This window comes from Brevundimonas sp. FV1ye29L (genome assembly GCF_058681095.1).
This window is the reverse complement of the sequence record NZ_CM178730.1, coordinates 3,127,957-3,146,899: the sequence shown is the minus strand read 5'-3', so window position 1 is coordinate 3,146,899 and position 18,943 is coordinate 3,127,957. Positions and strand designations below refer to the sequence as shown.

Genomic DNA, 18,943 nt, shown 5'->3' with positions numbered 1-18,943 from the left:
CTGTTGACTGCGCCCTAGCCGAACTCCGCGTGAAAGCCCTGCCCGTGAACGCCATCCTCCCCAACGCCTACGCCCAGCCCGACGAGGCCGGCCGGTTCGGTCCCTATGGCGGCCGGTTCGTCGCCGAAACCCTGATGCCGCTGGTGCTGGAATTGAACCAGGCCTATGAGGCGGCCAAGGCCGATCCGTCCTATCAGGCGGAACTGGACGGCTTTCTGACCGACTATGTCGGCCGGCCCAGTCCGCTGTATCTGGCCGAGCGGCTGACCGAGCATTTCGGCCATGCGAATATCTGGTTCAAGCGCGACGAACTGAACCACACCGGCGCCCACAAGGTGAACAACTGCATGGGCCAGATCCTGCTGGCCATGCGGATGGGCAAGAAGCGGATCATCGCCGAGACCGGCGCCGGCCAGCACGGGGTAGCGACGGCCACCGTCTGCGCCCGCTTCGGCCTGCAGTGCGTCGTCTATATGGGCGCCACCGACGTGGAGCGTCAGTCGCCCAACGTCTTCCGCATGAAGCTGCTGGGCGCCGAGGTGGTGCCGGTGACGTCCGGTCGCGGCACGCTGAAGGATGCCATGAACGAGGCGATGCGCGACTGGGTGACCAATGTCGAGGACACCTACTATCTGATCGGCACGGCGGCAGGGCCGCATCCCTATCCGGCCATGGTGCGTGACTTCCAGAGCGTGATCGGCAAGGAAACCCGGGCCCAGATGCTGGCGAAGAAGGGCAAGCTGCCGGACGCCTGTGTCGCCGCCATCGGCGGAGGCTCCAACGCCATCGGCCTGTTCCATCCCTTCATCGATGACGCCGGTGTGCGGTTGATCGGGGTCGAGGCGGCCGGACGCGGGCTGGACGGGCCGGACCATGCGGCCTCGATCCAGGGCGGACGCCCGGGGGTCCTGCATGGCAACCGCACCTATCTGCTTCAGGACGATGACGGGCAGATCCTGGAGGGCCACTCGATCTCGGCCGGGCTCGACTATCCGGGCATCGGCCCCGAGCACGCCTGGCTGAACGACATCGGCCGGGCTGAATATCGCGCGGCGACCGACCGGGAGGCCCTTGAGGCCTTCCAGCTGTGCTCGAAACTGGAAGGGATCATTCCCGCCCTTGAGCCCAGCCACGCCCTGGCCCGCGTCGGGGAGATCGCCGCCGAGGTCGGCAAGGGCGGCGATGTCGTGCTGAACATGTGCGGCCGGGGCGACAAGGACATCTTCGCCGTGGCCAGGCATCTGGGCGTGGAGCTTTGAAGATGAAGATCGTGATGATCGTCGCTGCCGGGATGTTGGCCGCCGGTCCGGTCCTGGCCCAGACGACCCCTTCGCCTGTCCCCACGCCCGTCCTGCCGCCGATCACCACGCCGCCGGCGGATGTGACGGTGCTGGAAGGGGCGACGGTCGCGCCGGATTGCGGCGGGCTCTACAGCCTTCAGGGTCGGGCCTTCTGCGTCTCGACCCTGCTGACCGGGGTCGGCGCCTTGGCCGAGACCTATATCAACGACATCAAGGCGAAGGGCTGGCTGGTCGCGGCGGGCGACGAAAACCGGCTGGTTCTGATCCGTCGCCAGCCGGACGGCAGCTGTGACGGGCTTCAGATGCAGGCCTTCTACGACACCGCTGCGGCCGTGACGCCGACGACACCGGGGTATCTCGCCTTCGGCGTCGTGCCCGGCAATGTCTGCGCGGCCCGGCCGCCTGTCGACCCGGTCGCGCCCGATCCGGCGCCGCCTGCGCAATGATCGCCGTCCTTCCCGCCTCTACGAGCCTGCCCCGATGACCACCTCCCGTATCGATCGCCGTTTCGCCGCGCTCAAGGCCGAGGGCCGGGCCGGGTTCGTGGCCTATGTCATGGCCGGCGACCCCACGCGCGAACAGGCGCTGGAGATCCTGCGCGGCCTGCCTGCCGCCGGCGCCGACATCATCGAGCTGGGTTTTCCTTTCTCGGACCCCATGGCCGAGGGGCCGCCAATCCAGCGGGCGGCCCTGCGCGGCCTCAAGGCGGGGCTGACGCTGAAGGGGACGCTGGACCTGGCCCGCGCCTTCCGCGAGGGCGACGCGGATACGCCGCTGATCCTGATGGGCTATCTCAATCCGATCGAGACCCATGGCTATGAGGCCTTCGCCCGTGATGCGGCGGACGCCGGGGTTGACGGGGTCATCATCGTCGACTGTCCGCCGGAAGAGGCGGACCCCCTGACCGACGCCCTGGACGCGGCGCATGTGTCGCTGATCCGGCTGGCTACGCCGACCTCGGACGATGCGCGGCTGAAGATCGTGGCCCAACGCACATCGGGCTTTGTCTACTACGTCTCCGTCGCCGGGGTGACGGGGGTCAAGGAAGCCCAGGCCCTTTCGGTGGCGCCCGCCGTGGAGCGGGTGCGCGCCGCCTCCGGCCTGCCGGTCGCTGTGGGCTTCGGGGTCAAGACGCCCGAACGCGCCGCCGAGATCGCCCGCGTGGCCGATGCCGTGGTGGCCGGGTCGGTGTTTGTCGACGAAGTCGCCGTCGCCCTGGCCGGTGGAACCGATCCCGTGGCCGGGGTGCTCGACAAGGTGAGGGCCCTGGGCGATGCCGTTCGAGGTGCGCGACAGGTCGAAAAGGTCTAGGGAACGGCCATGCCTGACAAGAACACCCCCGACAAGAACACCTCTGACAGGAACGCCGGCGAAAAACGCGTCGGCTGGCTCAGCCGTATCGCCCCCGGCGTGCGCAAGATCGTCAGCCGCCGCAGCGATACGCCCGACAATCTGTGGGTCAAGGATCCGGATTCGGGTGAGATGCTGTACCGCCCCGATCTGGAGGCCGCCCTGTGGGTGACCCCGACCGGCCGGCATATGCGGATCAATGCCGAACAGCGGCTGAAGGCGACCTTCGACAAGGGGCGCTACATTCCGATCGACACGCCCGACGTGCCCGAGGACCCGCTGAAATTCTCCGACGGCAAGCCCTACAAGGAGCGGCTCAGCGCCGCGCGCAAGGCGGCGGGCCGCAAGGACACGATGGCCATCGGCTGCGGCGACATCCATGGCGTCCCTGCCGTGGTGATCGTCCAGGACTTCAGCTTCATGGGCGGGTCGCTGGGCACGGCGGCGGGCGAGGCCTTCATCTGCGCCGGCCGTGAGGCCGTGAAGCGCGGCGTGCCCCTGGTCTGTTTCACGGCCGCCGGCGGCGCCCGGATGCAGGAGGGCGCGCTCAGCCTGATGCAGATGGCCCGCTCGACCCTGGCCGTGCAGGAGCTCAAGGCGGCGCAACTGCCCTATGTCGTGGTCCTGACCGACCCGACGACAGGAGGCGTAACCGCCAGCTACGCCATGCTCGGCGACATCCATCTGGCCGAGCCGGGGGCCCTGATCGGCTTCGCCGGCGCCCGGGTGATCGAGAGCACCATCCGCGAGAAACTGCCCGAGGGCTTCCAGCGCGCCGAATATCTTCAGGCCAAGGGGATGGTGGACCGGGTCGTCAGTCGCGCCGATCTGCCGACCGTCCTCGGTCAGCTTCTGGGCATGCTGATGGGCGGCCGGCGAAACGCGGCCTGAACCGCATGCCGGTCCGCGTTCGGGTAGGGTGAGCATGGACCCGATTTCCGAGCGCCTGCGCGCCCGCCATCCGCAGAAGATCGACCTGTCGCTGGACCGGATGCGGACGCTGTGCGCCGTTCTGGGCGAGCCACAGCACCGACTGCCGCCGGTGGTCCATGTCGCCGGCACCAATGGCAAGGGATCGACCGCCGCCTTCATCCGGGCCATGGCCGAGGCGGCGGGCCTGCGGGTCCACGCCTATGCCTCGCCCCATCTGGTGCGGTTCAACGAGCGGATCCGGCTGGCGGGAGAATTGATTTCCGATGAGGCGCTGAACGTCGTCCTCGACCGGATCGAGGCGGTGCGGGGCGTCGAGGCGACGGTGTTCGAGAGCACCACGGCCGCCGCCTTCGTCGCCATGGCGGAAACGCCCGCCGATCTGGCCATCATTGAGGTCGGCCTGGGCGGAACTCTGGACGCCACCAATGTCATCGACCGGCCCCTGCTCAGCGTCATCACCCCGGTCGATCTGGACCATGCCGAGTTTCTGGGCACGGATCTGGCGACCATCGCCGGCGAGAAGGCGGGCATCCTCAAGGCCGGAGCGCGCGGCATCGTCGCCCGGCAATCCGAGGCCGCCATGGCCGCCATCGCGGCGTCGGCGGCGCGGGCGACGGCGCCCCTGACGGTCATGGGAACGGATTTCGACGCCTGGGCCGAGCGCGGCGGCATGGTGTTTCAGGATCTGGAGCGGTTTCTCGACCTGCCGGCGCCCGCCCTGTTCGGGCCGCACCAGATCGACAATGCCGGTCTGGCCGTCGCGGCGGCGCTGGAGCTGGACCTGCCGGAAGCGGCCATTGCCCGGGGTCTGACGACGGCGCGCTGGCCGGCGCGGATGCAGCGGCTGACGACCGGCCCCTATGGCGCGACAGCCCGGGCGGGGGAGGCGGAGCTCTGGCTGGACGGGGGACACAATCCCCACGCCGGACGGGCCCTGGCCCTGACCCTGTCGGACCGCCAGCGCGCGGCGCCGCGACCCCTGGCCCTGATCGTCGGCATGCTGGCCAACAAGGACGCGGGGGGCTTCTTCGAGGCGCTGAAGGACAGCGGCGCCCAGGTCTTCACCGTCGGCTTCGAGGGCGCAGCGGCCGAACCCGAAGCGCTGGCGGCGGTGGCGCGCGGACGCGGGCTTGGGGCGCTGGCCGCAGGCTCGGTGGCCGAGGCGCTGGGCCGCGCCCTGGCCTTCGGCGCGGGCCGGGTGGTGATCTGCGGCTCGCTGTATCTCGCCGGCGAGGTGCTCGGCGCGAGCGCCGACACCTGGCCGGACTGAGACGCGTCTAACGGCTGAGCGAAATCTGAGCCGACTTGGACTGCGTCCAAGTCAACCGATTTCGCTCTAGGCGGCGGCCGTGATGCCGGCCTCGGCCAGCCATTCGGCGATCTTGCCCTTGGGCATGGCGCCGACCTTCAGCGAGGCCAGCTGGCCGTCGCGGAACAGCATCATGGTCGGGATGCCCTTCACGCCCAGTTTCGACGGGGTCATGGGGCTGTCATCGATGTTCAGCTTGGCAATGGTCACCTGACCGGCCAGTTCATCCGACAACTGCTCCAGCGCCGGGCCGATCTGTTTGCACGGCCCGCACCATTCGGCCCAGAAATCGACCAGCACAGGCTTGCCCGACTTCAGGACATCGGCGTCGAAGCTTTCGTCGGTGATCTTCACGGTGGCCATTTGAAATCTCTCCTGAGGGCGGCGTCGGCGCGCCCGGCGTCATGTCGGTCGAGATGTGGGGCGATTCCCGGGGAAATCAACGGCGGGGTTTGGAGCAGTTCGGCAGGAAGGCCGACTGTGCGAGGCCGGTCGACGTTCGCTTTCGACTGTTGCAGACCTCAGTTGAGAAGAATCTGGGTCCGCCGTCCATCTGTCGGCAGGCAGAAGACACCGGATTGCGTGGATGATTCCCAATCATAGGCATACCCCCGATTCTTCCGAACCTGGCTGACATGGCAGCGGACCATGTTGCTCGTTCTCTGGGCTTTGCCGACCTTGGCGTCAGGGTATCCAGCGAGTGATAGTTCCCGACGGGCCTGTTCGAGCCGCTCCAGACCCGGTCGATTGAGGAGGGTTACGAGGAATGTCGCGACAACAAGCGCGACAGGGATCGCTATCCAGCGAGGTATTCGGGTCCGGTTCAACCGCCTCACCCCAACCCCGCCAACGCCTCATCCATCAATCCCTGCGGCACCGGCATCAGCCTGGGCCCGTCGGTCCAGACCAGCGCCGCCTCGACGGGCCGGTCCGGATACAGCCTCGCCAGCACCGCCACATAGGCCGCCATCTGGGCGATGTAGCCGGGGTCGGCGTCCTCGATGCGGTCGGGGGCGGGGCGGTTGGTCTTGTAGTCGACGACGAGCACCCGCTGGGGCGTCACCACCAGCCGGTCGATACGGCCGTTGATGACGACGCCGGGACGCAAGGCCCCCGCGCCGCCGGTTAGGGCGACCTCGGCGCGGGAGCCGGGGCCGAAGACAGCGGCGAACCGGTCGTCCTCCAGCACGCGGAAGGCGGCCTCGATCATCTCGGCGCGCTGGCCGTCTTCCAGATCCCGCTCGCGCGCCAGCAGGCGAAGCGCCGCATCGGGGCGTTCGGCCGGATGGATCTCCGGCAGCCGCTCCAGCAGCCGGTGGATCAGGTCGCCGCGCCGGAACCGGCCGAGGCCCCCGGTGGTGGCGAGAGGCGACGGAGCCGCAATCCTCAGGGTCTCGTCCATCCTGGACGGCGAGGCGAACCGGGCCGAGGCGTCGGGCGGGGGCGCGGTCCGGGCCCAGGCGGGGATGTCGGCGATGTCGATCGCGGCCGGGGCGACGCGCGCCTCCATGCCTGGATCGACGCCGAAGCGCAGGACGCCGTCCCCGATGTCGCGCACGGCGCCGGGGTTGCGCTCAGCCAGCCGCCCGACGGTCTCCGCGATGACGCTCCACCAGCTGCCTTCCTCGAAACCGCTTTCCGGCCGCTTCAGGGCCCGACCCATGACCACCAGCCGGTCGCGCGCCCGGGTCAGGGCGACATAGAGCAGGCGCAGGCCTTCGGCGTCGGTGCGGTCGATCCGGGCCTGACGCGCGGCGGCGGAGGCAAGGCAGTCGTCGCCCTTAGCGCCCGGGCACATCAGCCAGCCCTCGCCGTCCTCCGCCTCCTCGCCCAGCGCCACGGGCATCAGGGTCGGGCCCTGCGGTTTCGCCCGGGAGGTGGTGTCAGGCAGGATGACGACGGGCGCCTCCAGCCCCTTGGCGCCATGGACGGTCATGACGCGGACCTCGTTCCTCGCCCCCTCCATCTCGCGCTTGACCTCGACGTCGGCCGCCTCAAGCAGCGACAGACAGGTCTCCAGATCGACGCCGCCGCGCCCCTCGGCCGACAGCACCTGGGCCAGGGTCTCGTCGACCGCCTCCTCGGCCTCGCGGCCCAGCCGGATCAGGATACGGGCCCGGCCCGACAGGCCTGTATCGTCCACCCGGTTCAGCACGCCGGAGAAGAAGGCGAACGGATCGCGCGTCCGGCTGTCGAGCACCGCCTGAAGCCGGTCGCGGGCCCGCCGCCATTCCGGCTGTTCGTCCGCCCGCCGGGTGAGTTCGCTCCACAGCGACCTGCCCTTGCGTTCAGCGGCGTCGGCGAGCGGATACAGGCTGTGCGGATCGCCGAAATCGGTGACATCGCACAGCGGACTGCGCAGCACCTCGGCGAGGCTCAGGTCATCCTCGGGGTAGAGGGCGAAGCGGGCGACGGCGATCAGGTCGTCGAAGACGATATGGCTGGACAGCTTCAGACGGTCCGCGCCCGCCACCGGCACGCCCTCCGTCTTCAGGGCCCGGATAATCTCCTCGAAGGTCGCGTCCCGGCGACGCACGAGAACGAGGAAGTCGCCATAGCGCGCGGCCCTCAGGCACGGGCCGTCCGGGCCGCGATCATGCACGGCCACGCCGGTCTCGACCTGACGCCTGATCTCGCGCGCCAGGGCCGAGGCCAGACGTTTCCGCCCGCTGCGGACGCCTTCCTTGTCCACCGGCGCATTCCAGGCGGGGCGGTCTTCGGCCGAAGGGTCCTCGAACAGGGGCCACAGGTCGACACAGCCGTGCTGGCCGGCGCGGGCGGGGGAATGGACGGTGATGTCGCCGAGGTCGCCGACCAGGGCGCGGGTCCGGTCGGCCCCCTCGAAGGCGGCGTCGACGAAGGTCAGAACCTCTTCCGTCGAGCGGAAAGAGGTCTCCAGCGGAACCTGCCGGAAGGCCTCGGGGCCGAGGGCGTCGGTGACGGCGACGGCATAGGCCTGGGCCTCCTTCAGCAACCGCTCGGGGCGGGCGCCCTGGAAGGAGTAGATCGACTGTTTCTGGTCGCCGACGACGAAGACGCTGCGGTCCGGGGTGTCGGCCCGGACGAGCATGCGGCGTTCGGCCCCCGAGCCGACGAAGAACTCCTCCGTCAGGGCCTTGAAGATTTCCCACTGTTCCGGGGCCGTATCCTGGGCCTCGTCGATCAGGACGTGTTCGATGCCGCCGTCCAGCTTGAACAACACCCAGGCGGCGCTGGCCCGTTTCGTCAGCAGTTCGACCGTCTTCACCACCAGGTCGGAGAAGTCGAGCGCGCCCAGCCGGTGCTTGGCTGCTTCGTAGAGGGCGGCGTGGGTGCGGGCGAGGATCAGGGCCTTGATCGTGTCGCCGGCCACGCGGGCGGCGCGCAGGGCGTCGCGGACCGCCAGATATTTCAGCTGCAGGTCCGTCAGGAAGGCCACGGCGTGCGGCGGGGCGGATTTGGTGCCGAGACTCTTTCGCGGCTCGCCCGCATGGGTCAGGAAGACGGGGGCCATGGTCGCGACGGTCCATGCGCCGGGCGTGACCGCGTCCATGGCCTCGGCGATTTTCTGGTCATTGGCCGAGCCGGTGGCCATGGCCTCAGCGACACCCTCCCATTCGGCGCCGTCGATCCAGTCGAGGAAGTCGCTCTCGATGTCGTCGGGCGTCCGGTCCGGATCGGCGCCGGTCAGGGCGTGCGGACCCGGCGCGGTCCCGGCAGCGACCCGGTCGATATAGTCGCCCAGCTTGCCGCGCTCGGCCTCGATCTTGCCGAGCAGGTCGTGGAAGGCGCCCCAGTCCAGCTCGACGGCGAAATGGGCATAGGCCCGGCCGATGGGGCCGTCCGCGTCCTTCAACGCCTCCCGGGCCAGGTCCTCGCGCGCCTCGTGCGACAGGGCCAGGGCCGCCTCGTTCTCCAGCACGCGGAAGCCGGGCGACACCCCGGCCTCCAGCGGAAACCGTTTCAGCAGCTTCTCGCAGAAGGCGTGGATGGTCTGGATCTTCAGACCCCCCGGCGTCTCCAGCGCCTGGGCGAACAGGCGGCGGGCCTCGGACAGGTCGGCAGGCGTCAGGCGTCCCGGGTCGCGACCATCGAGGGCGGCCAGCTCACGACGCAATCGGGAATCGTCGGCCACGGCCCAGACGCCCAGCTTCTCGAACAGCCGCGCCTGCATCTCGGCGGCGGCGGCCTTGGTATAGGTGACGCACAGAATCTCGCCCGGCCGGACCTTTCGCAGCAGCAGCCGCGCCACCCGGTCGACCAGGGTGGTGGTCTTGCCCGAGCCCGCGTTGGCGGTGACGAAAACCGACAGGTCGGGATCGGCCGCCGTCACCTGATGGGCGCGGGCCTGATCGACAAGGGACAGTCTCATTCGGGCGCCTCGTCCTCGCCGCCGACGACATGCCATTCCCAGACCCGCGCCAGATGGTCGTAGTTGCCGCCGAACGTCCCCATGAACTGCGGCGCCAGCCATGAGGCGTAGGGCGTCGCCTCGTCATCGAAATGGGCCACCCACTGCCGGAAACTCTCGAACTGTTCGGCCGACAGGGCGGCGGCGTTCAGAGGCTGGGCCTTCGACAGTTTCGACGCCTCGACCACGGCGCCCGGGACCTTGCGGCCCGTGACCTTCACATACAGCAGCTCCGTCGCCTCGGTCGGCGGGACGCCGGCGAAGCCTCCGGCGGCCAGGATGGCGGCCGTCAGGGTCAACTGGGGCGAATAGCCCTGGGCCACCTGTTTGACGCTGGGGGTCTGGCCGGTCTTGAAGTCGATGACGGCGGCGCCGTCGGCGTCGAGTTCGATCCGGTCGGCCCGCGCCGTCAGGGTGAACAGGCCGAAGGGGGCGGCGAAGGTCGTCTGGCCGGACTGTTCGATCAACAGGGTCGCGCCCCGGGCCCGACGCTCGCGCTCCCACGCCGCCAGCCAGCGGGCGCAGTTTCGGGCCAGCGGCGCCTCGCGGGCCATGGCGTGGTCCTCGAAGCCCTGATCCTCCATCGCCTCGCGGATGAAATGCTCGATCTCATCCTCGCAGCCGTCGGGCAGAGCGTCGGGCCAGGTCATCACCACTCGTTCGATGGCGGTATGAATCGCATTGCCGCGCGCCATGGCCTCGGCGTCGGCGCCCGGACGGTCGAGCTTTTTCAGCCCCAGGATGCGCTGGGCGTAGACGGCGTAGGGGTCGCGCACCCAGCGCTCAACGCCGGTCACCGGCATCGCGCGCGGGCGACGATGAACCGGCGGCGTGGGCGCCGGGCGGCGGGCGTAGAGGGCCGGGCCGGGCGGGGGGGCGTCCAGCGCCCGGGCGGTCTCGACGAGACCGGCGGGGCGGGACAGGGCGACAGGCGTGTCCGGGGCGTCGGCCCCCCGCACCAGCATGTCCAGCCGCCACAGCCAGCGTGAGCGAACGGCGGGCTGGCCGCCGCGTCGCTCGACATGGACCAGGATCGCCTCTTCAGCGCAGGCGGCCTGGACGAAATCCTGGGCCGACTGGCCCGGTCGACGTTCGGGCGGCGGCAGGCCCAGAGCCTTGCGCATCGGGCGTGACAGGAAGGGATCGGTGGGAGCCGCCTGCGGCCAGACGCCTTCCTCCAGCCCGGCCAGGATCATCCGGTCGGCCCGCACCAGCCGGGCCTCAATGGCGCCGAGAATGCGCAGGCGGGGCTGGTTGGCCCCCCCGGTGCGAACCGTCTCGTCCTTCAGAAGGCCCTGGACCAGTTCGGTCAGATCGCTGCGGCTGACGCGGCCCAGCGACGGCCCGGCCTCGATCAGGCCGGTCAGCAGGGTCGCCGCCGCCTCGCCGTCCGGTCCGGCCCAGAGATCTGGCCCGCACAGGGCCTCGGCCAGCCGGACGAGGTCGGTGACGGCGGCGTCAAGAGGCGCGGTCTGGTCGGTGTCGAACGCGGCGCGGGCCGCGTCCGACAGGGCCTCCAGCCGCTCGAGAAGGAGGCGCGCCCCCGCCAGCCGTTCCAGCCGGGCCGGGGAGGGGGCGTCCTGACCCTCGCGGGGTTCGGCGGCGGCCAGCAGACGTTTGTAGAGATCGCTCCACAGGCGGCGGCGCGGCCCGCGCAAGGCGTAGCGTTCGAGGGTTTCGCCCGCGCGCGTCGTGTTTTCGGCCAGTAGGACCAGCGGATCTTTCAGCAGTCCCAGCAGGGTCTGGGGTTTCAGGGGATCGGCGACGAACCGGGCGCAGAGGTCGATCAGCACCCCCACCGGCATCCTCGACAGGGGGGCGCCGGACGAGCTGTCGGCGGTGATGCCCCAGCGCTCCAGCCGCGCCGCGACGCGACGGCCGAGATCGAGGTCCGGGGTGACGAGGGCGCAGGTCCGGTCCGGCGTTTCCAGCGTCTCGCGCATCATCAGGGCGATGGAGGCGGCGGCGTCCTCCTCGGTGCGCAGGGCGGCGACGGACAGACCCTGCAGCCCCGCCGCAACGGGGTCGACCCCGGTCGAGGGCGCCGCCTCGGCCCGCAGAATGCGGATGCGGTCGCGCCAGTCGGCGGTGGCGTCGGCCGGACGCAGGGCCTCGTTGAGCAGTCTCTGGCGCGCGATGCCGAGATGTTCCGTATACGGATCGAGCGCCGGCCGGAACCAGGGGCGCACGGTCTCGCGCGGCGTGTCGTGCCGGTCCAGCAGCCGCCACAGGGCGCTCTGCGGGTGTTGTTCGTCCTCCGCCACCATCGTCCAGGCGGTGAGGTCCAGATCGAGATCGAGCCCGGGCAGGACGACGCAGCCCTGGGGCGCATGGGCGACGGCCTTCAGCACATCGGCGGCGGCCGGGGCCGTGCCGGTCGAGCCGGCGGCGATCACCGGGCCGGTCGGCGGCCGCTCGCCCCACTGGTCGGCCAGCAGGCGAAGCAGGCGGGCGCGACGCCATGCGGGATCCACAAGCCCCATTTCCCCCAGCCGTCGGGGCCACTCCTCGACGGCGAGGCGCAGGAAACGGACGCTTTCCTGCCAGTGTTCGGACAGGTCGGCCTCCACCAGATCGCCGATCCGGTCGAAGTCGCTGATCTCCTCCAGGGCGCAGCTGTCGAGGAATCCGCCCAGGGCGTCGGCCAGCTCCAGAGCGCGCAGCGGTCGCAGACCGGAGTCAAAGGTCTCCACGATCATCCGCGCCAGCTCGAACCGCCGCGTCAGGGCGGGGATGGCCGGCGGCAGGTCGAGGCCGAGGGCGCCGGGCGAGAAGGGCGGCTCGTCCTCTTCCAGATCGCCCAGAGGCCGGACCTGGGGCAACAGAACCGGCCGGTCCCCGGCGTGCTTCGCCAAAGCCCCGGCGAAGGCGCGGGCGGCGCGGCGGTTGGGCAGGAGGATGACGGCGTCGGACAGGGTCTCGGGCGGCGCCTCGCCCAGCCAGGCCAAAACGCCTGCGGCCAGGTCGTCGAGAAACGGCCGGTGCGCCGCGATGGAGAACCAGCGCGGGCCGGAGCCGGAGAAGGGATCAAAGGCCCCGGTCACCCTGCTCCCGCCAGCCGGGCATCGGCCTCGTCGCGGGCCTGCGGATCGCCGACGTGCATCCAGTCGCCGTCCATGACGCAGCCGAACAGCCGCCCCGCCGCCGCTGATCTCCGCCACAGGCCGCTGAGCGAGAAGGGTCCGTCCGGCCCGCCGTCGGCATAGTCCGGCCGGGTGATATGGACGCCCATATAGGCATAGGGGGCGCTGGCGGCCTCGCCCCGGAAGGCCAGCCGTCCATCCCCGGCGAGGAAGAAATCCCCGTCGCCCTCGAATCCGATCGACCCTTCGCGCCGGGCCAGCAGCAGGGCGGCGTCCATCCGCCCGGGGTCCCACAGACGGATCAGATCATTCAAGGCGTCGCCCCGGTCGATCCAGACGCTGTCGATATTGGCCACGAAGACGGGTTCGTCGCCGAGCAGGGGGCGGGCCTTCTTCAGCCCGCCGCCGGTCTCGAGAAGCGCGGCGCGTTCGTCAGAAACAACGATCTCCGGCCCGCGCGCGCGCGCCGCCAGATGCCCCTCCAGCCGGTCGGCGAACCAGTGGACATTGACCACTGCGGTCCGGACGCCCGCGTCCGCCAGCCGGTCCAGCACATGGTCGATCAGGGCCTGCCCGCCGACTTCGACCAGGGCCTTGGGCCGGTCGTCGGTCAGGGGCCGCATCCGCGTGCCCAGCCCGGCGGCGAGGACCATGGCCGTTCCGGGGGCGGTGGTTGTGGCGGTCATCTCCGCGCCTCCATGGGCACATGGCGGTCGAACCAGTCCGCCACGCCTTCAAGCCCGGGGGTGGAGAGATTGCGGTTCAGATGGGCCCAGACGCGCGGCATGAACTGTCGGTAGCGCGGCTTGCCGTCCCGGGCGATCAACCGGGCGAAGATACCCAGGATGCGCGCCTCGTTGAGGGTCGCCAGCGCCGCATACTGACGCATGAAGCCGGCGCGGTCGTGTTCCGGCCGCAGGGCGAAATAGCGACGCAGGGCCAGGGCCTCCAGTTCAGGCGAGACGTCGCGGCGGGCGTCCTGCAACAGGGAATGCAGATCCCAGGACGGATGGGCGCGCACCGCATCCTGGAAGTCGATCAGGCCGACGCGGGCGGGACCCTCGCGCTCCGGAAGCCAGATCAGGTTCTCGGCGTGATAGTCGCGGTGGGCCATGACCGAGGCGCCCGCCGCGCCCGCCTCCACGACCGGCGCCCAGACCTCGCCCCATCCGGCGACGGCGTCATCGTCAAAGGTCAGACGATCGTCGAGTTTGGGCATCCATTCGACGAACAGGTCGGCCCCGCCCTGCAAAGCCGTCTCGTCATAGGTCAACAACGGCCAGTCGCCGGCCGGTCCGGACAACACGTCCGGCGCCGGCGCCGCGTGAAGTTCGGCCAGGGCCTCGACGGCGGCCAGATACAGCGGCGTCTCATCCTGACCCGCCTCGATCACGCGGGCGAACAGGTCGTCGCCGAAGTCCTCCAGCACCGCGAGCCCTTTTGGCGCATCGAGGGCCGGCAGGGCGGGGGCGGACAGGCCGACCGATCGCAGATGGGCGGCGACGGCGGCGAAGGCCTCGATCCGGCCGGCCGAGAGCCGCGCCGTGGCGTTCCAGCCGCTGGCCAGCCTTTGCTCCGGCGTCCAGGACGGATCGGCTGGCGGGCTCTCGGCCGAGGCGGCCTGATCCATCAGCATCAGGCTCGGGCCGGACGGCGGCGTCAGCCGCTCATACCGGCGCGTCGAGGCGTCGCCGGGCAGGGGATGGCGCACCGCGTCGGCGAGGCCAGCGGCGGCGAGAAAGTCGAGGCGTTCGGTTTCGCGGTCAGTCATTCAGGGTTCCGAGCTTCGCCTCCCACGTCCCTGCGCCGGAAACGGTCGCAAGCCGCGCGGCGCCGTCTTCGGCGAGCGTAATGGTCAGCCGGTCCGGCCCCAGCCAGCGGGCGGGATCGTCGCCCAGCCGCTCCGGCCATTCGATCAGGACGACGCCTTCGTCCAGCGCCTCGTCCAGACCGATCTCGAACGCCTCCTCGGGCCGGGTCAGGCGATAGAGGTCGAAATGGGCGACGGGCGGATCGCCCTCATAGAACTGGACCAGGGTGAAGGTGGGCGACGGCACATCCTCGTCGGGCGAGGTCAGGGCGCGGATCAGGCCCCGCGCCAGCGTTGACTTGCCCATGCCCAGCGGGCCGTACAGCAGCACCGCCTCGCCGGCCTCCAGCCGGGGGGCGATACGGGCGCCAAGGGCGGTCGTGGCCTCGGCGTCAGCCAGGGAGATGACCGGGTCCGTCATGCGATGCCGGCTCCCTGAAAGGCGGCGTCCGGATCAGCGGGAAGGGTGCGTTCGACGAAGATCTTGAGGGCGGCGGTCGCTGTCGCGGCGTCCGGGTCCAGCGCACCGGGCGGGATCGGCCGCCCCACGATCAGGTGGAACGCCTTGCCGCCCTTGTTGAGCAGTTCGTGGAACAGGGTGATGTCTCTCAGCTCGCGCGACACCCGGTCGAACAGGTGGAACAGGGTCGAGGTCGGACCGCTCATATGGATCGGGATGACAGGTGCGCCGAATTTGCGCGCCATGGAGGCGGCCGTCGTGGCCCATTCCGGATCGCTCAGCCGGCCCTGCTCGACCCGAGCCAGGCGCCCGGCCGGAAACATGACCAGACAGCGTTCAGCCTCGAAGGCGGCGCGGGCGGCGTCCAGGGTCCGCCGGGTCTTCTCGCGGGTCCGTTTTTCCGCCACCCATTCGACCGGGATGATGATCTCGTCCAGCCGGGCCGAGACCCGCAACGCATCGGCATTGGCGAAGAAGACGGCGTCGCTTCGTCGAGCATTGATTGCATCATACATGGCGACTCCGTCGGCGATTCCGGTCGGGTGATTGCAGATGACGACACATCTTCCGCGCTCCGGAATTCGCCCGGCATGGTCAACGGCGACGCGGAGCTTCAGCAGGTTCGACAGATGGTCGAAGGCGCCCCGGCCCGACAGGTCGCGCACCGCATCCGCCATGCGCCGCGCCGCGCCGTAGTTCAGAAGTCCATAGAGGGCGGGACGCACCACCGGCCAGACGAACGACCGTGTCAGCCGGGGTGCGCGCTCGGCGATCAGCACATCGCAGATGTGCGGACCGGGCGGTAGTGTCGACAGGGTTGCGGGCGCGGAAGTCATACCGTTCGCTTGTCGCCGGATCGGCGGCGAGGAGCAAGTTACCAGAGGCGGGAGACGCCGAAGGCGTCGAACACCGCCTCGTTGGAGACCAGCACGAGATCGTTGAGCCGCCCCTGGGCGATGAGCAGACGGTCGAAGGGGTCGCGGTGGCGAAGGTCCATGCGGCCAGCCTCCGAGGCTTCACTCGCGGTGATGGGCAGGACAGCAAAGCCCTCGAGCCGCATCTGTTCATCGAAGTCCTCCGCCAGCGGAGCCGCCAGGGGCAGGCGGCCCGTCCCGTGCTTGAGGGCGATTTCATAGGCGGAGACAGCGCTCGCAAAAACCTGGTTCTCGCGGTTGCGGATGGCGTCTTCGGCCGGCCGGCTAAGGCCCGGTCCACCCGCGCTCCACCAGATCAGGGCATGGGTGTCGAGCAGCAGTCTCAATCGCTGCGGCCTTCCCATCGCCGCAGCTCATCTTCCGGCAGGGGCTCGAAAAAGCGGGGATCCATGGCCACCACTCCCTTCAAACGACCCGGCGTTCGTTCAGGCTTTGGCGCGGCGACGTACGGCACGAGGCGCACCGCCGGCTTGTCGCCGCGGGCAATGACCACCTCCTCGCCGCGCTCGGCGGCGGCGATCAGCTTCGAAAGCTGGGTCTTGGCCTGATGCACCGTGACGACGGTCATGATCGACTCCTTAGCTAAGAAAGATAGCTAATCACGCCTCCCGGTGCAACTTTCGTCCACCGGCAACGGGTGCTAGGCCCATGGCGTAGAAATTCACGAGGACTGTTGAGATGCGTCACCGCTCCCTGCTTGCCGGCTGCGCCCTGATGGCGATGGTCGTGGGCCTGCCCGCCCTGGCTCAAAGCCCGACCCCGGCCGCCGCGTTCCCCGCCGGGCCGACGGCCAATGCGCCATGGGCCGGGACCCACGCCCCGGCGACGCCGAACGCCTTCACCTATACGGACATGATCTCGGCCAACCGGCTCGGCGATCCCCAGGTGTCGCCGGACGGCAAGCGGGTTGTCTATTCGGTGACGACGACCGACGTTGCCGCCAACGCGCGCACGTCGGCCCTGTTTGTGCGCGATCTGGACGGCGACGCCGCGCCGCAACGGCTGGCCATCTCCGACGACGGCGCAAACACCGCGCGCTGGGGGACGGACGGACGGCTCTATTATCTGTCCGGCAAGTCGGGGACGAGCCAGGTCTGGTCGGTCGGCCCCGACCTGAGCGCGCCGGTGCAGGTGACCCGCCTTGCCCTGGACGTGAACGCCTACAGGCTCAGCCCCGACGCCTCGAAGCTGGTCGTCTCCCTGTCCGTCTATCCGGATTGCGCCGACATCGCCTGTACCGTCGAGCGGACGAAGGCGCGGGGCGAGCAGAAGACCACGGCCCAGATCTACGACCGGATGTTCGTGCGCCACTGGGACACCTGGGCGGACGGAACCCAGAACCACCTGTTCGTCGTTCCGGTGGCTGGTGGTGAGCCGGTCTGGGTCACCAAGGGGTTCGACGGCGATACGCCCTCCAAACCCTTCGGCGACGAGAGCGAGTTCACCTTCACCCCCGACAACGCCGGCGTCGTCTTTGCCGCGCGGCAGGCGGGCCGCAGCGAGCCGTGGAGCACCAATTTCGACCTCTATCAGGTCTCTGTGGCTGAGCCGGGCAAGCTGACCAACCTGACCGAGGACAATGAGGCCTGGGACACGGGTGCGGTCTTCTCGCCGGACGGCAGGACGATGGCGTGGCGCGCCATGGCCCGGCCCGGGTTCGAGGCGGACAGGTTCGCGATTTTCCTGCGCGACACGTCCACCGGCCAGACGCGCCAGATCGCGGCCAACTGGGATCGGTCGGCCGATGGCCTGCAATGGTCGGCGGACGGTCGCAGCCTCTACACGACCGCGGGCGATGTGGGTCAGACCCGTCTGTTCCAGATCGATGTCACCTCGGGCGGCGTCGTGCCCCTGACCGGTCCCGGACATGTCTCGGCCTTTAGCCAGACCCCCTCGGGCTTCGTCTTCGCCGCAGACAGCCTGACCGCGCCGTCCGACCTGTGGTTCAAGACCTGGCGCGGCCGCGAGATGCCGCGCCGTCTGACCAATGTGAACCCGCAACTGGCCGACAAGGCCTTCGGCGAGGCCGAACAGTTCAGCTTTGCCGGCTGGAACGGCGAGGAGGTCCATGCCTATGTCATCAAGCCGGTCGGCTATGAGGAGGGGAAGAGATATCCCGTCGCCTTCCTGATCCATGGCGGGCCCCAGGGGTCATTCGGCAACAGCTGGTCCTATCGCTGGAACCCCGAGACCTATGCGGGCGCCGGCTATGCCGTGGTGATGGTCGATTTCCATGGCTCCACCGGCTATGGCCAGGCCTTTACCGACTCGATCTCGCAGCACTGGGGCGATCGTCCGCTGGAAGACCTGCAGAAGGGCTGGGCGGCGGCGCAGGAGAAGTACGCCTTCCTCGACGGATCCAACGCCTGTGCGCTGGGCGCCTCCTATGGCGGCTATATGATCAACTGGATCGCCGGCAACTGGCCCGATGCGTTCAAATGCATGGTCAACCACGATGGGGTCTTCGACACCTTCGGCATGGGCTATTCGACCGAGGAACTGTGGTTCACCGAGTGGGAATACGGCGGCACGCCGTGGGACAGGCCGGAGGGCTATCAGGCCTTCAACCCGGCCAACCATGTCCAGAACTGGAAGACGCCCATGCTGGTGGTCCAGGGCGACCGCGACTTCCGCATCCCGACCGCCCAGGGCCTGTCGACCTTCACCGCCCTGCAAAGGCGCGGCATCGACAGCCGGCTGGTGTTCTTCCCGAACGAGAACCACTGGGTGCTGAAGCCGGCCAACAGCGTCCAGTGGCACAACGAGGTGTTCGGCTGGCTCGACAAATACCTCGACGCCCCGAAGTAGGCGGGGGTCTCGCGCGACAGCAAAAAAGCCCCGGTCAGTTCGCCTGACCGGGGCTTTCCTGTTTTCCGGGGTGCAGACTTTAGCGCAGCATCTCGCTCAGCCGGGCGTGTTCGCGATCGGTCATGCAGCGCGGGGCCGACCAGGTCTCTCCGCGATCCCGGGCCTGAAGCGCCTCGTCGGCTGTGACGAAGACCGGAGCCTGGCCGAAACGACGCTCAAACGTGCGGCGCGCGACAGCGCCCGTCTCGCAAGGCATGACGATGCGCAGGGCGCCCGGGGGCGGAGCCTCGACCGACATGGCGCGGTAGACCCGGGCGTCAAATTGCGCGGCCGGGGCGGCGCGTTGCTGGGAAAGCGCGGGGCTGGCCAGGGCGGCCAGGGCGATGGCGACGGCGGCCGTCACACGCAACGAGGATGAAAGCGACATAGGCGAAACCTCCAAAAATCTCCCGAATTCACTCAGGGTTCGGAGGAATAATGCGCCAGAACTCGAGAATGTAAACCTTCTGCGACTGTCACAATACGAAAATGTGAAAATCACACAGCAAACGGATCATAAAGGGA

Annotated in this window: 16 protein-coding genes; 6 read left to right on the top strand and 10 right to left on the bottom strand. The window is 69.5% G+C overall.

Features of this window, described 5'->3' with window-relative positions:
- Window positions 1-44: 44 nt before the first annotated feature.
- From trpB to ACW17W_RS15420, 5 genes are read left to right on the top strand one after another with little or no spacing between them, the layout of a single operon-like run.
- The gene (trpB, locus tag ACW17W_RS15440) at window positions 45-1,259 is read left to right on the top strand and encodes a tryptophan synthase subunit beta (protein ID WP_492080330.1); all 1,215 of its coding nucleotides are present in this window, start codon (window positions 45-47) and stop codon (window positions 1,257-1,259) included.
- 2 nt (window positions 1,260-1,261) lie between these two features.
- Window positions 1,262-1,747, top strand: a complete 486-nt coding sequence (locus tag ACW17W_RS15435; protein WP_492077890.1) for a hypothetical protein — start codon at window positions 1,262-1,264, stop codon at window positions 1,745-1,747.
- 34 nt (window positions 1,748-1,781) lie between these two features.
- Window positions 1,782-2,612: a tryptophan synthase subunit alpha gene (gene trpA, locus ACW17W_RS15430; RefSeq protein WP_492077888.1), complete on the top strand. Its 831-nt coding sequence runs from the start codon at window positions 1,782-1,784 to the stop codon at window positions 2,610-2,612.
- Window positions 2,613-2,621: 9 nt separating this feature from the next.
- Entirely contained in the window at window positions 2,622-3,542 is a 921-nt protein-coding gene (locus tag ACW17W_RS15425) for an acetyl-CoA carboxylase carboxyltransferase subunit beta (RefSeq protein ID WP_492077886.1), read from the top strand.
- Between the two features lie 34 nt (window positions 3,543-3,576).
- Entirely contained in the window at window positions 3,577-4,854 is a 1,278-nt protein-coding gene (locus ACW17W_RS15420) for a bifunctional folylpolyglutamate synthase/dihydrofolate synthase (protein ID WP_492077884.1), read from the top strand.
- Window positions 4,855-4,920: 66 nt separating this feature from the next.
- Here ACW17W_RS15420 and trxA read toward each other — a convergent pair whose 3' ends face one another.
- The 9 genes from trxA to ACW17W_RS15375 form a co-directional block, all read right to left on the bottom strand.
- Entirely contained in the window at window positions 4,921-5,256 is a 336-nt protein-coding gene (gene trxA / locus ACW17W_RS15415; RefSeq protein ID WP_492077882.1) for a thioredoxin, read from the bottom strand.
- A 469-nt stretch (window positions 5,257-5,725) separates the two neighbouring features.
- Complete coding sequence (gene addA, locus ACW17W_RS15410) at window positions 5,726-9,244, bottom strand: double-strand break repair helicase AddA (protein ID WP_492077880.1); 3,519 nt, start codon at window positions 9,242-9,244, stop codon at window positions 5,726-5,728.
- On the bottom strand, window positions 9,241-12,327 hold the full coding sequence (gene addB, locus ACW17W_RS15405; RefSeq protein WP_492077878.1) for a double-strand break repair protein AddB: 3,087 nt from the start codon (window positions 12,325-12,327) through the stop codon (window positions 9,241-9,243). The genes addA and addB overlap by 4 nt, the downstream gene beginning before the upstream one ends.
- A complete protein-coding gene (gene murU, locus ACW17W_RS15400; RefSeq protein WP_492080329.1) occupies window positions 12,324-13,019 on the bottom strand; it encodes an N-acetylmuramate alpha-1-phosphate uridylyltransferase MurU in 696 nt (231 codons plus the stop codon). Before murU ends, addB begins: the two co-directional genes overlap by 4 nt.
- 29 nt (window positions 13,020-13,048) lie before the next feature.
- Complete coding sequence (gene amgK, locus ACW17W_RS15395; RefSeq protein ID WP_492077876.1) at window positions 13,049-14,137, bottom strand: N-acetylmuramate/N-acetylglucosamine kinase AmgK; 1,089 nt, start codon at window positions 14,135-14,137, stop codon at window positions 13,049-13,051.
- Window positions 14,130-14,597 (bottom strand): tRNA (adenosine(37)-N6)-threonylcarbamoyltransferase complex ATPase subunit type 1 TsaE, encoded by a 468-nt coding sequence (tsaE, locus tag ACW17W_RS15390; RefSeq protein ID WP_492077874.1) that lies wholly within the window; start codon window positions 14,595-14,597, stop codon window positions 14,130-14,132. The genes amgK and tsaE overlap by 8 nt, the downstream gene beginning before the upstream one ends.
- On the bottom strand, window positions 14,594-15,472 hold the full coding sequence (locus ACW17W_RS15385) for a 1-acyl-sn-glycerol-3-phosphate acyltransferase (protein WP_492077872.1): 879 nt from the start codon (window positions 15,470-15,472) through the stop codon (window positions 14,594-14,596). The genes tsaE and ACW17W_RS15385 overlap by 4 nt, the downstream gene beginning before the upstream one ends.
- Before the next feature lie 38 nt (window positions 15,473-15,510).
- Window positions 15,511-15,897, bottom strand: a complete 387-nt coding sequence (locus ACW17W_RS15380) for a type II toxin-antitoxin system VapC family toxin (RefSeq protein WP_492077870.1) — start codon at window positions 15,895-15,897, stop codon at window positions 15,511-15,513.
- Window positions 15,894-16,139, bottom strand: a complete 246-nt coding sequence (locus ACW17W_RS15375; RefSeq protein WP_492077868.1) for a type II toxin-antitoxin system Phd/YefM family antitoxin — start codon at window positions 16,137-16,139, stop codon at window positions 15,894-15,896. The genes ACW17W_RS15380 and ACW17W_RS15375 overlap by 4 nt, the downstream gene beginning before the upstream one ends.
- A 110-nt stretch (window positions 16,140-16,249) precedes the next feature.
- Here ACW17W_RS15375 and ACW17W_RS15370 point away from each other — a divergent pair, with 110 nt between their 5' ends.
- Window positions 16,250-18,379 (top strand): dipeptidyl-peptidase 5, encoded by a 2,130-nt coding sequence (locus ACW17W_RS15370; protein WP_492077866.1) that lies wholly within the window; start codon window positions 16,250-16,252, stop codon window positions 18,377-18,379.
- A 79-nt stretch (window positions 18,380-18,458) separates the two neighbouring features.
- On the opposite strand, the gene ACW17W_RS15365 is transcribed toward ACW17W_RS15370, so the two are convergent.
- Window positions 18,459-18,806: a hypothetical protein gene (locus ACW17W_RS15365; RefSeq protein ID WP_492077865.1), complete on the bottom strand. Its 348-nt coding sequence runs from the start codon at window positions 18,804-18,806 to the stop codon at window positions 18,459-18,461.
- Window positions 18,807-18,943: the final 137 nt, after the last annotated feature.